The organism is Sinorhizobium sp., from assembly GCF_059070375.1.
Map to the genome: position 1 here is coordinate 896629 of NZ_JCACWC010000001.1, position 12716 is coordinate 909344.

Sequence of the window (12716 nt, forward strand, 5' to 3'; positions counted from 1 at the left end):
TGGGTGGACGGCGGTCGTCTGCCACAACCGTCACAAACTGCTCCCATGGATACGCGGTCGTCGCCAAGCCGATTGCCGAATGACGTGTTCGGGGCCGTTAGCCGGCGGACTGCTTTCGGGGAGCAGGCGCTGAAAGCCGACATTCGTTCGTCAGCGGCTCGAAGGGCTTTTAGCCGCAGCAGCCGATTTTTTGCTGCCGCCGCCGCGGTGCATGACCTCGAATGACCGGTCTACGGCATGGAAAGCTCGGAACGCTTGCGCTTCCTGCGCGAGCAGGTGACTGAACTATATGGTTCAGTATTTAAGTCCTCCCCTCGATCTCTCTTTTGCGGCGCTGTCCGATGCGACCCGCCGCGGGATCATCGATCAGCTTGGGCGAGGGGATACGTCGATCACCTGTCTCGCGGATAAGTTCCAGATGACGCTGACCGGCATGAAGAAGCACGTCCAGGTTCTCGAGCGGGCGGGGCTCGTTGTCACGCAGAAGGTTGGACGGGTGAGAATCTGCCAGCTTGGGAAAGGTGGCCTCAAGGCGGAGGCCGAGTGGATCGAGGAGCATCGCAAGCTCTTCGAGGCCCGCTTCGAAGCATTGGACGAAATCATCAGCGAAATGAAACAGGAGGGAATCGATGAATCAGCAAGTTAACAGTGCAGGTGGTGAGCAGAACGGCACGTCAGTCGAGCGCAGAGGGGATCGCGAACTCGTCGTAACGCGGACATTCAATGCGCCGCCGAGCACGGTTTACACGGCGTGGAGCCAGCCCGAGCTGTTCCAGCGCTGGTGGGTGCCAAAATCGGTATCCGGCGTTTCGCTCGTATCGTGCGATATGGACGTCCGTACCGGCGGTAAATATCGGCTGGAATTCGGCGCCGGCGGTTCGGACACCATGGCCTTCTACGGCAGGTACCTCGAGGTGGTGCCGGACGAGCGCATCGTCTGGACCAACGACGAGGGCGAAGAGGGCGCGGTAACGACCGTGACCTTCGAGGAACAGGGCGGGACGACGCTGCTGACTTTCCACGAAGTCTATCCGTCCAAGGAGGCGCTCGAGGAAGCACTTCAGGGCGGGGCGGCCGCATTGCCGGAGCAGCTGGAGCAGCTCGACGAACTGCTTTCTAGCATAGGCGAGTAGCGTGGGTCGGGAAGCACGCCTCGGAGAAACGTCTGCTCTTGGGAAGTGACTCCACCGGCCTTTCCGGGCGGAGCGGGGGGCGCAAAGCGGAAATAATTTCCACTTTGGGGCCGGTGGCGGACTGTCCGCTTTTCGATTATTGTTGGCGATAAGCTGCCATTCAGCATCCGGTCTGAAGGCATTGTGACGAAATTGAGATTTCTGCGGACGAGACTAGGCCGGTCGCAAGACAAGGCCACGGCTTATGCACAACCTTTATTGTTCAGCAAGCTTAGTTGTTCCCCTGGAACTTGAACCAAACTCAGACTCAGTGTCTTCTCAGATCAACTTCTGGGAGTAGAGATGCAGTCCGGGTCGTTTCAACACCGCGTGTGGCAGTGGGTTGTCGCGTGCTTCCCAAAATCCGCGCACCTCAACGTGCGGGAGCGGAATCATCGTTTCCTTGAGGAAGCGCTCGAGCTCGCCCAGGCGAACGCCTGCACCAAGGAAGAAGCCCACCAACTCGTCGAATATGTGTTCGGCAGACCGCCAGGCGAAGTCCGCCAGGAGGTCGGCGGGGTGATGGTGACTCTGGCGGCCCTTTGCAACGCCGCCGAGGTAAGCATGGACGAAGCAGGGGAACACGAGCTCGACAGGAACTGGGCACGCATCGACCGCATCCGCGCGAAGCAGGCGGCCAAACCTCAGGGGTCAGCCCTTCCCCAATGACCAGCATCCTACCCGAGCAGCGTGGCGCAAGCCTCGCCACCCAGTATTGCGCAAGCGGACGCTGACTCGCGAATGCAGATTTCGTATGCGACGGCCGACCTGAAGCATTGTTGCCTGAAACGGGACGTAGCGGAGCAACGGTTCGGAAGAACCTATGCTGACCGACTGGTCACCGAGCTCGCGGATGCGGAGGCTTTCGAGAATGTCCAGGAATGGCATGAGATTCTTGGGGGAAACGTGACCATCAATGACGATGACAGCTTTGAAGTCGCGATCGGTTCGCGTTACACGGCTACCTTCGTGAGCGTCGATCAGAACGTCGTCATGACGGTTGCTAGCCGGATTGACTGGGCCAGTGTTGAATTTGTGAAGCTCACAGCCATATCGGAAGTACCATGATTGACGAGCACGCCACAGCCAACTGGTTTTCGAAACCCGGCGACTCGATCCGTGCGATCATGCAGCGACGAAACATCTCCGCGCATGATCTCGCCGAGCGCTTCGAGGATGGGCTTGATGCTGTCCGGAGTCTCATAGACGGGTCGCGGCAGATCGACGAGTCCACAGCGTCGACGCTTTCGGCGATGCTGGGAGCTTCGGCGAAATTCTGGCTGAAGCGACAGGAGAACTTCGATACGGCGGTCGATCGTGCCGTCGCTCAAGTTCGAGAGAGCGGGCATGAGGATCTGCTACTACGCCTGCCTGCCCCCGGGCAGAAGGCACGTGGCAAGCTGTCTTCTGAACGCCGGGCTGCCGAAATTCGCAGGAGACTGGTGTTCTATAACGTCCCGGACGCAGAATCCTGGACGGGTCGCTATGGTCGCTTGGTCGGAGAAGCAGACTATCGCACCTCGAAGACATACGCATCGAAGGAAGATGCGACTCTTCTTTGGCTCAGGCGCGGCGAACTCGAAGCCGAAATGATCCAGACACGCGTCTGGAACTCCGGAAATCTGATGGATCGGCTGCAGGAGATCCGCAAGCTATCCATGATCCGCCATCCTCAGCTCTTTCTTCCCAGACTGAGGACGCTGTGCGCGGAGGCCGGGGTAGCACTCGTTGTAGTCAAGGCACCCGATGGATGCCGCGCCAGTGGCGCGATACGAATGGTGGACCCGGACAAGGCGATGCTGCTGCTGAGTTTCCGCTACAAGCGTGATGATCAGTTCTGGTTCACGGTTTTCCACGAGATCGGACATCTCGTGCTCCACAAGGCGAACACCTTTGTCGACGACGATGCCCTGCCCGGCGACGTCGATCGGGAGAACGAAGCTAACGAGTTTGCGGCGGAATGCGTGATTCCCCCACTCCGGGAGTTTGAATTTGAACGCGTCACGCCGAAGCGAGACGACATCGTTCGGTTCAGCGTGTCGATCGGCGTCGCGCCGGGCCTCACCGTCGGCCAGATGCAGCATCGTGGAATGCTGGAGCCCGACAAACTGAACTATCTCAAGCGCACATGGGACTGGAGCCAGATCAACCCGGCCACAGTCTAGGATCCCTATCCTTTGAAATGAACGAATGCGGTCGGGCTCTTCTGCCAATTGCACAAGGCATCTTCCATTACGGCCATTCCCACGTGCAGGCTGGCATCCAGCTCATCCACCCAGCTCTGAAGCTGCACCTCCGTTGCCGCGCCAGTGTGTGAACCTGTGAACAGGAGGCGTGCGCCGGAAGCCGGACCCGTTGCGCCCTTGAAGTAGGCCGATCCCGGCTCGATGGGAGCGATCCCGTACCGACCGATCAATGCGAGGTAGTCGAACTTCGCAAGGCGCCCAAAGGTCTTCACGTTCATGCTCCTGTACAGAGCATCGAAGATCGTCGCGGGATTGTTGCCCGACTGCTGGATCTTCGCCGCGAAGAACGCCTGGTGTCCTGCGGGGCCTATCCAGCCGAGGTAGCTCAGCAGAACGTCGCTGAAGCTCCTGTTGGAGTCCGGCCGCAAACTCTCGTACTTCCGGTGATTGCCGAACTTTCCGTCGATGCTCGTCCAGTTAGCGGCGAGCCATGAAATCATTGCCTGTGGATTGTTCGAAACAGTCTGCCAGTCCCAAACCCCAGCCCCGAGGCGGCCGTATACCTGCTGCAGTCGAAGCCATCCGGAAGACGCAGGTCGAGCGAAATGCGTCATGAGGAACACAAGCCATGCGGCCTCTTCTACGTTGCCGTTCTGCATATGATATGCAACCGCGCGCTCGGCATCGAACGTGCCCGAATTGGGATCTGCCTTCCTTGCCGGGACGGGCTTTTCCTGTACTCGCCTGTAGTAATCTTCGCGCCTCAGGCTTGCAACGAACTGCATGGCGAGTGTGTCGCGCGCTAGGTTCCCTGCGGCACCAGGAAGATTACGGACGTTGGCCGAGTAGGTATGAAGAGCGCTGGAGATCTGCGCATGTTGTTGCTGCCTCGTCGGCCACATTTCAGGCTGCTCCATTCGTTTTGGCATCTCGCAGGACTCGGGTCTTCAGCCGTCGCTCGAGATATGTTCGATAATCCTCGTCATGAAACTCGGCCTTCAACTCGTCGAGACCTTCGAAGCCTGGTGCATCCCGCCGTTTAGTCGCCCAGAAAACCTGGAGAAGGCGAATGATGTCAGCCCAGTACGGTTCTCTCGCAAAGTCTGCGGCCCGAATTTTCTTTTCTGCCCGGATCTCCCCCTCAGCTTGCAACAGGGCGTCGGTAATCGAGAATGCGTCTCCGGAAGGCATCGGGGGCATCTGCACGGTCTTCTGATGTCCTTCATTCACGTAGTGCTTCATCGCTTCGATCGAGTCGTCGTAAACGTGCATGCTGGTGGCGTAGTGAATGTAATCACCCGGATCGAGGTCAAGGCGAGTTGCCATCATCTCCTGGAGCATGGTGAAGCAGAACACGTCATGCGGCAGGCCCTTGTACGCGTCGTTCGACCGCATGGTGGTGGACATGTGAAGACGGCCGTCCCGCGCTAAGAATTGCAATGCAGTCGTGCACGGAATCTCTTCGTGATGGACTGCGATGTCCGCAGCATCGTAAAGCTGGATCACGGCGCGTTTGGAGGTGGATTTCTCTTTCAGAAGCCTGGTGACATTCTCTAGCTGGTTGATGCTCCCGCGCATCGCATGAATCCGCGGGCCGTAGGCGCCAGCGAGGATGCCATCTTCGGCATCCTTGGCGTAATCCGGGATGTATTCTTTGATGAACTCCAGAGTATTGAGGCCTCCGAGATACCAGAGCAATTCCCCCAAGGCGCTGAACGGCTTGCCACGGTCCTGTGATCGACTGATCCGAGCTCTGGGGTTAGTCATCCGGAAGGACACCCCAAGCTTTTCTCGCATTTCGCCGCGGGTGCCGACGTTCGCGGCTCCCTCCGCGAGAAGGATCGGGTATAGTTCGATCAGTATCTCATCAATGCCTTCACCGCACAGGTACATGCCGCCCCCCGAATCTACCCCTGCGGCACATCTTATGATCGGATTTGGGCAAGTAAAATACTACCGGAGCGGGCTTCTGGCTTTTCTTTCGCCTTGGGCAAGCGGCTCGGAAACCGAAGGAGATGATCCCCGGTCGTAACGGCGCAGCAGTTCGGCCTCGATATATCTGCCAATAAGGCAGCGGGGCGGATCTTACTTCCGTTTTAGGTTGCGCCCTCATGAAGAGGCGTCACACGAACGACCGCCTTTGGAGATCAACTGGCGCATTGTGATGGCTGAAATGAAGGCGCTTAGCTGCTTGGCCGCTTGCCACCCCAATTGCGGTCGCTCAGCATCGCCCTGTTTAAGCTTAAAGGCGTCGGTCATCCTGCGGATACTTCCGCCCGAAACTTGAAGGTCGTCATCGGCAGCAGGGTCAAGCAGCCGAAGAGGCACTAGCGCCACATGCTGTCCTGGCTTTGCCTGACCACCTTGAAGTCAGCGAAGTCGCCCCGGGACATGAAGATGTCGACGTCCCCTGCGATCGGTCCAAGCGCCTTAACGATCTGTGATTTCTTCAACGGGGTGCGAGGACCAACAATGACTTCGATCGGCATAAAGTTGTCGTTCAGAAGCTGAAAGTAGTTGTCGCCTTCCTTGACGACGCCTTTCTGCTCAAGGTTGATAAAGGAGCGATACTCCTGCTCGTACCGCCAGCCTGACGCCTTGACACGCGTCATTTCCTTTATCTGCTCGATGCTAATGTCTTCATATCTCGTTATACCGAGGTCGGCCTTCGTCGGGCGCTTCTTCACGTAATTTACCTTGTAGAAGGCTTTGCTCGGCACCTCGAAGCCGATCGCCATGCCCTTATAGCTGTCAGCGTAGTGAGCCCACATGAGCGGGCTCGACCAATTTTTCGCCATACAGATGATGCCTGATCGTGAGTGCATCCGGTCCCTTACTGCGCGTTGCTGTTTACGCTCCGCTTTATCGTCTAAGGCGATGCCGATAAACTCGAAGTCGTCGTTCAGTTCTGCAATCCTGCCAATGCGGATACGCTTTTCCTGCAGGGCGAGTAGACCCCAATGGGCGTTCAGGAACCTATATAGCCTCATTCCAACCGGACGCCTGTGCTGGCAGCCCCCCTAGTGCGTGTTGAAGTCGTTGTAGGGCGTTTCGAGGGCTATGCAGACGTAGGCCTCCAGCAGAGCCTGTCGCATCTGGTCGTTCTCCTCGACAAAGCGATAGTCCATGGCCCGGATGCGCGCCTTGGCTGCTGTGAAGGCATCGGCATACTCCGGACGTAATATCATGTCGGCCCGGCCCTCACCCCGTCGGTACGTCGCCTTGTGGCCAACGACCTCCGCCATCAGCTTCCATGCAAAAGAAGCCTGGTTCTGCTTGGCGGAAACGCCGCAGTGTAAGGCGTACCTGTAGGCGATACGGTTCGAGCGCCCAACGTAAAGATGGCGGTCGCCCTCGCTGAAGAGGTAGATGCCGCTCTTGGGCGTGGACACGCGCGATGGTGGAGTACCGCGCAACGGCTCCATGGCCATCAGCCGTTCAAATGAGGGGTGAAGGCTCTCCACCACCTCGGCAAATTTCGGGTGCACCGATATCCCCCAAAGATTCCGATCTTCCTCCGCGTCTCGGCAACAATATGGTCTTGGTGCCATACTTGGCTTCGAAAGTCAGCATCCCATTTTGGACGCACTCTTCAAAGTTTCCGATGCATTTCACAGCGCGCGCTGTTTTTTGACCAAGGCGCCTTCTTACCCATACCGACCCCAGCTGTTGTGGACCTGCACCCGACGTGCTCCACGGACAGCACACGGAGGCCGAGCGACTCTGGCGTAGTATTCCTAGGCCGCTGTAGGATTTGTCGAACGGCAGCTTTCGGGAAACTGACGATGTTGTCGGAATGGACGGAATGAAGGCGGGAAGCGGAAATCAATTCCGCTGAGGGGCAGTAAAGAGACCGGCAGGTTCTGAGCGGTGAAAGCAAGATAGCAATCACGACCGGTCAGACAGGCCAACGAGAGAAGGCAATGGCCCGCACCGGCAACGAGCGTAGAGCTTCAGGATGGACATTTCATAGAAGGCTGCGAAAGTACACTAGGATAATGTGAGCGGCTGCAGCAGAATTTAGAGAGATGATGGAAACCACCGAAACCAGAGTGGCAGGAGTCGCCGCTGAGATTCAGGGCCTTGCGCCCCACATCGCGCAACTAGAGCAGCTGTCGATTTGCACTTAATTGTAAGAATGCGGCAGTAGTGAACTGCTCGAACCGGCGCGCAAGCTGAACATCGCCGCTGATGGCCCCCCGCGCCTCGTTGACGCCGAAGCAGACCAATGAGATCTGCAGGATTGCTGAGGAAGCGCAGCGTGTTCAGTACGATGCGCTGCTCGCGATAGGTGCCGGCGAGGATGTTGTGCACCTCGTCGATGACCAGAACCTGTACGCCGATCGCTTCCATGATCCGCAAGGCCGACTGTTCCATCTGGGCGATGTCGGCGCGTGCGCGTTGCGGCGCGCCGAGAAGAGTGAGCAGTTCGGTGTAGAAGCGTCGTTCGCCGGGGCGGCTGGTCATTTCGATGGCCAAGACCGGTGTTTTCAGCGTACCTGTCAAAGGATTGAAGCTCGGCGGGTGCTCATCCCGGAACCGCTTCATGATCATCGTCTTACCCATGCCGCTGTCGCCGTAAGCGCATGATCGCCGTGAGTTCGGTATCAATGGCATCGTCGATCCATTCATCCAGTGCCTTCGAGCTCCCGCTGCGCAAGATGCCGTTGAAGCGCATAGCCAGGCCACGCATTATGGCGAAGACTGTCGAGCCCTGCTTCAACGCATTGACCTTTTCGGCCTGACGATCGGTCAGCAGGCCGCGCGGTTTTATGCACAATGACCAGCAGGACGACGATCATCTTTGCCAGCCGCTGCAACTTGCGGACTTCGAGTGAGAGCTGCCGACCACAGCCGCCGAAGCCCTGACGGCTGTCGGGGCCGTAAGTGCAGCCGAGCGACGGGCTGGTTCAGGCGGCGTTACCCTCTTTCAAATACTCCGGCAGCTTCGATCTCCACTCGCTCAAGAGAATGAGCGTGCATTCCACCGTTGCTCCGTCATCCTGCACGAGCTGAAGCTGCCCGGCAGGAACTGTCTTATCCCAGGCGAAGTTTTCGGAAAGCAGCTTCAGCAGTTCGCGCTTGTAGGCAGTGTCGAGATTGTCCAGCTGGTCGCCCTTGGTTTCGAGAACGGTGATGCGCGCACCGCCCTTATCGCGATTGGCGGCGAAGACGAAATCCGGATAGACCTTTGCGCGTTTCCAGCCTTGCAGGCCGTATTGTGTGCGGGCGACGTTGCGGTGCCACCATTTCAGAGCCTTGTCTTCATCCAGGTAGATCGCAACGCTCTGTTCATCGGCGTTCAGTTCACTGGCGATAACTGGAGAAAACAGGCTCTTCTCAAGTGGACTGCCATCACCTCGGGGAAGATGCTGCGGATTTGTTGGCTCAGGGATGTCGTACTCGAACGGCATCCGCCAGTTCTTGTTATCGAGGCGCAATCGAAATTGAATTGTCCCCGCCTTGACCTTCTCCCGGAACAGGCTTTCCGCAAGGGCGGTGCGGGCCATGTCCAGCTTGCGGCGCATTTCCTCGACAACCAGTCCAGCAAGCTGACCGACCTTTTCCAAGGTGAAACCCCGGACGACAAGGACATCCACCAGTTTCCCGACGATTTCCCGCGCCACGAATGGATTTGGCACCAGGTCGGAAATCATGCGCACGACATAGGAGGGATCAAAGATGAGGCTTTCCGCAGCCGCCGCGATACGCTCCGCCTTAAAACGCTCATTGGAATCCGTGAGGCTGATCCGCTGAATCTGCCCCTCAGGCCTGTGGGCATTGTCAGGTATCCCGGCGGCGATCTCCTTCGGATCGAAGCCCCGCCAGTCGACATTGGCGAGAATGTCCGTCTCATAATCGAGCATCCGGACATGTCCGCCCTCCACGTGGAGCACCAGAGGCAGATAGATTTCGGTCGAAGAGAATTCCTTCCGACGCTGGATCGTGCGGCTGCCTTTCGCCACGCCCGGAGCGTCGGTCTGCACGACACGCAAGACTAGATCGCCCAATCCGTCGCCCTCAAGTCCGTTCTTGATGGCGTTAACGACGTCGCCCGTGCCCGCGTGGTGCGTCACGACATGGCATTCGTCGAGTTCCGGAATTCCAGTTTTCAAAGCACCCGGCTGGCGCAGAATGCGACCCACAAGCTGGGTCATCGCGTTAAGGTTGGAACTCGCCGCGAGCGAACAAAGCACATAGGCGAAGGGGCAGTCCCAACCTTCCTGCAAAGCCGATTTCGTGATGATGGCCCGCACCCGGTTGGTCGGCGAAAGCAGGTCCTGATTTTCCGGCTGATTGAGGTCGTTCGTTTCCGCCGTCTTAACAGCGATCTCAGCCTCATCGAACCCAGCCGCCAGAAGCCATTCCTTCACGTCGTAGGCATGAATGAACTCGTCGTTCCGCTGATCCCTGCCGGTCCGCTCCACCTGCACAAGCATGATAGGGCGAATATAGCGGCCCGTGTCGGCTCGCAGCGTGACCGCCTTCGCATTGAGCACGTTGAGTTGTTCCACGGCCGCATTGAGCGTCGTCTTCCAATCCGTTCCTTGTTTTGGGTCCAGATTGAGCGGCATCTTGATCATGCCTTCGCTATCAAGTTCGATGCCAGTCACATCCACGAGCACATTCGAATAGCGTCCGTCTCGGGGGGTGCCGCCGCCGCGTGGCTGGACATCGTGAGGCGTTGCAGTCAGCTCCAGAACAAAGCGGGGATTGAAACCGTAGAGCGTTTTGAAGGCAAGGTCAGAGACGGCCTTGTGCCCCTCGTCCAGCACGACGACGGGGCGGATGATGCGCAAGGCATTGCCGAGCGAATCCTTCACCATCGGAAACAGGTCATCATAGCAATCGAGATTGACCACCGCCTTGATCAGTTCACCATGCGCCTTCTGGTCGCCTTCTGGGGGCGTGAAGCCCGCCACGTCGCCGCGATCCTGGAACATCTTCAAGGTGTCCTTGGTCTGGCGGTTCGCCGACTGCAGCATGAGAAGCATGATGCAAAGCTGGCCTTCCACATCGCGGACGTCCAGTCGGTCGGTCTTTTCCATGATCTTAACCCGCCCGGCGGCGGCGCGGTCCAGAACCTGCCGATAGGGGTCCTGCCGATCCTTCAGCCGTTTCAGCGTTTGGCTGTAGATCGCCTCGTTCGGCACAATCCAGAGCACGAAACCCGTGTTGCGGTTCAAGAAGCGGCCGAAAACCCGGGAAAGGGCGTTGACCGCGAGAAAGGTCTTGCCGCCGCCCGTCGGCACCTTCAAAACGGCGTTCGGTACCGTCCGGCCTGTTCCGTCTGCTCTGGGTGAAAACGGAATAGCAGAGCGGGATGATGGCAGCTTCCCTGTCGCCCCCAATCGCTCCCAAGTCTTGCGGGCGTAATCGGGTATTTCAATTCCGAGATCGGGCTGTTCGGCCACGAGCGCCGCCACCTTGTCCGCCTTGCCCTTCTCGTCAACCAGAACATCGAGATAGGCGTCCAGTATTTCGAGGACCCGCCTTTGATAATCGAGTTCGCGCAACATCGCCGTCAGCTCCGCTCAATGCGGTAGAGCGCGAAGGGGAGCGGCACGAATTCGACAGGAATGTTCTCCTCGGCCAGAAGCTTCTGGGAGACATAACGGGCGGGGGCGAAGACAAGGTGCCTGTCTTCCGGGTGCGCAGCGGCGAACTCCCGGGCTTTCGACAGGGTGAGAGCCGCTTCCTGGGATTTCAACCATTCGAGATCGGGCTTGTAGATTAGCCAGAGATGCTGGCCGTTACTTTCTCCGAGATAGCCCATTTCGAGCTTTGCTTGTGCAGGATCGAAAGCGCGATTGGTGGCTGTGTGGAACAGCACCGATCCCAAGGCGGCGAAATCCGGCAGGGTTTCGCCCGTCAGGATTTTGTCGAGTTCCACCGCCGGACCAAGCGTGCAATAGGTGAACTCGCCGCCGAGACCTTCCGTCCGCTCGGCGACTATCTTTTCCCCGGTTACGATCAGTTCGGAGTCCTTGATTTCCTTCCTGATCCGATCGAACTCGTGGCCGTGCAGGTTTTCGATTGCCTGCACTTTGTCGGTTACGGCGTTCGTGTTTTCCAGCGTCCGCCAGCTGATGCGCTCCCGCAGAAGTTCAGTCTTCTGGGTACCCTTGAACTCATACCCATTGATAACACGGCGCACACGTTCTGCGGTGAGCTTGTCAGCATAGTCTTCCATTTCGACGAGGATGAAGCTCCGGTTGCCGCCATCCCATTTATTGGCGGCAATTACCGCGTGACCCGTTGTGCCTGTTCCGGCAAATGAGTCGAGGACAATGCTGTCTTTTCGTGTTGCTATCTCAATGACGCGACGAACAAGATCGACTGGTTTCGGAGCGTGGAACCGAAGGTCATCCTCATCATACTCCGCAAAGATATCGAGGAGCAGCTTTTTCGATTCCTCCGTTGTTCCAACCTCGGACGCGGGCCAAAGCGTCATGGGGACGAGACCTTTAGCGTCTTCGGGAAATTGCTTAATTCTCGGTTTGCCGTTCCCACTCTTCGGCCAATAAACCAAATTGAGTTCCTTTAGCTTTTCGAACTCTGGTTCAGTCGCACCCCAGCAGCGCCCCTTCGGAGGGAGATGAACAGCGCCAGTTGGGGTTGTGATGTTATAAACTTGGTTTTCCCGGAAACCTTGAGCTGAGAATGGGATCGAGGCCCATGGGCCGCGAGGATCATTGTCGGGGTTTGCGTAGCCGTCTTCCTTTGGAAGGAGGCGATTCCTCCTCAGTTTCCAAGTGTCCCTTAGTGCTTTCGAGTAAACCAGCACATGGTCGAAACTTGGTGACAGCACCGCCCGATTTTCGCGCGAGGTGCGTTTTTGCCAAACAATTTGTCCAATAACGCAATCTTCGCCGAAAATCTCATCAAGGATGGAGCGGGCACGGTGTACCTCGTTGTCGTCGAGCGTAATCCAGATACTGCCATCATCGGTGAGAAGCTCATGCAGGAGCCGCAGCCTCGGCCACATCATGGCGCACCATTTGTCGTGTCGTAGGCCGTCCTCGATGCCGACGGGATTGGCACTCAGCCATTCCTTGATCATGGGCGAATTGACGTTGTCGCTATATGCCCAGTCTTCTTCCCCGGTGTTATAGGGTGGGTCAATGAAGATGCAGTCCACCTTGCCAGCGTAGATCGGCAGCAGGGCTTTCAATGCGTGGAGGTTGTCGCCCTGCACGATAAGGTTGCCATCGAGCCTCGGCTCACCGATGCCCTTTTCAGGGTTGGTTACCAAGGGACGGAAGGGAACCGAAAGATGGTGGTTATAGACGAATTCCTTCCCCTTGAAATTCAGTTCGGTCATCCCTCGCGCCCTCACAATTCAACCGCATCAAAT

The 12716-nt window shown here is 57.8% G+C and carries 11 protein-coding genes and 2 pseudogenes; 5 read left to right on the plus strand and 8 right to left on the minus strand.

The window, feature by feature from the left end; genetic code table 11:
• Window positions 1-289: 289 nt before the first annotated feature.
• From AC5J09_RS04360 to AC5J09_RS04380, 5 genes are all read left to right on the plus strand, one after another.
• On the plus strand, window positions 290-646 hold the full coding sequence (locus tag AC5J09_RS04360; protein ID WP_494296984.1) for an ArsR/SmtB family transcription factor: 357 nt from the start codon (window positions 290-292) through the stop codon (window positions 644-646).
• Entirely contained in the window at window positions 630-1133 is a 504-nt protein-coding gene (locus AC5J09_RS04365; protein ID WP_494296985.1) for an SRPBCC family protein, read from the plus strand. Before AC5J09_RS04360 ends, AC5J09_RS04365 begins: the two co-directional genes overlap by 17 nt.
• A gap of 342 nt (window positions 1134-1475) precedes the next feature.
• Window positions 1476-1841: a hypothetical protein gene (locus AC5J09_RS04370; RefSeq protein ID WP_494296986.1), complete on the plus strand. Its 366-nt coding sequence runs from the start codon at window positions 1476-1478 to the stop codon at window positions 1839-1841.
• A gap of 72 nt (window positions 1842-1913) precedes the next feature.
• Window positions 1914-2240, plus strand: coding sequence for a hypothetical protein (locus AC5J09_RS04375; protein WP_494296987.1), 327 nt, complete (start codon window positions 1914-1916; stop codon window positions 2238-2240).
• Window positions 2237-3337 carry an ImmA/IrrE family metallo-endopeptidase gene (locus tag AC5J09_RS04380; protein WP_494296988.1) on the plus strand — a complete coding sequence of 367 codons (1101 nt, stop codon included), beginning with the start codon at window positions 2237-2239 and terminating at the stop codon, window positions 3335-3337. Before AC5J09_RS04375 ends, AC5J09_RS04380 begins: the two co-directional genes overlap by 4 nt.
• 5 nt (window positions 3338-3342) lie before the next feature.
• Here AC5J09_RS04380 and AC5J09_RS04385 read toward each other — a convergent pair whose 3' ends face one another.
• The 8 genes and pseudogenes from AC5J09_RS04385 to AC5J09_RS04420 all read right to left on the minus strand — a co-directional run bounded on the left by AC5J09_RS04385 (window position 3343) and on the right by AC5J09_RS04420 (window position 12683).
• Window positions 3343-4275, minus strand: a complete 933-nt coding sequence (locus AC5J09_RS04385) for an alpha-glutamyl/putrescinyl thymine pyrophosphorylase clade 3 protein (RefSeq protein WP_494296989.1) — start codon at window positions 4273-4275, stop codon at window positions 3343-3345.
• Window positions 4262-5251, minus strand: coding sequence for a thymidylate synthase (locus AC5J09_RS04390; protein ID WP_494296990.1), 990 nt, complete (start codon window positions 5249-5251; stop codon window positions 4262-4264). Before AC5J09_RS04390 ends, AC5J09_RS04385 begins: the two co-directional genes overlap by 14 nt.
• A gap of 434 nt (window positions 5252-5685) precedes the next feature.
• Window positions 5686-6348 (minus strand): DUF2971 domain-containing protein, encoded by a 663-nt coding sequence (locus AC5J09_RS04395; RefSeq protein ID WP_494296991.1) that lies wholly within the window; start codon window positions 6346-6348, stop codon window positions 5686-5688.
• 30 nt (window positions 6349-6378) lie between these two features.
• Entirely contained in the window at window positions 6379-6846 is a 468-nt protein-coding gene (locus AC5J09_RS04400) for a hypothetical protein (protein ID WP_494296992.1), read from the minus strand.
• 645 nt (window positions 6847-7491) lie between these two features.
• Window positions 7492-7942 (minus strand): annotated as a pseudogene (locus tag AC5J09_RS04405) (TniB family NTP-binding protein); the annotation flags it as partial.
• Window positions 7932-8141: pseudogene (locus tag AC5J09_RS04410) on the minus strand (ISL3 family transposase); the annotation flags it as partial. The pseudogenes AC5J09_RS04410 and AC5J09_RS04405, both read right to left, overlap by 11 nt.
• Before the next feature lie 127 nt (window positions 8142-8268).
• On the minus strand, window positions 8269-10878 hold the full coding sequence (locus AC5J09_RS04415) for a DEAD/DEAH box helicase (RefSeq protein WP_494296993.1): 2610 nt from the start codon (window positions 10876-10878) through the stop codon (window positions 8269-8271).
• A 5-nt stretch (window positions 10879-10883) separates the two neighbouring features.
• The gene (locus AC5J09_RS04420) at window positions 10884-12683 is read right to left on the minus strand and encodes a site-specific DNA-methyltransferase (RefSeq protein ID WP_494296994.1); all 1800 of its coding nucleotides are present in this window, start codon (window positions 12681-12683) and stop codon (window positions 10884-10886) included.
• Window positions 12684-12716: the final 33 nt, after the last annotated feature.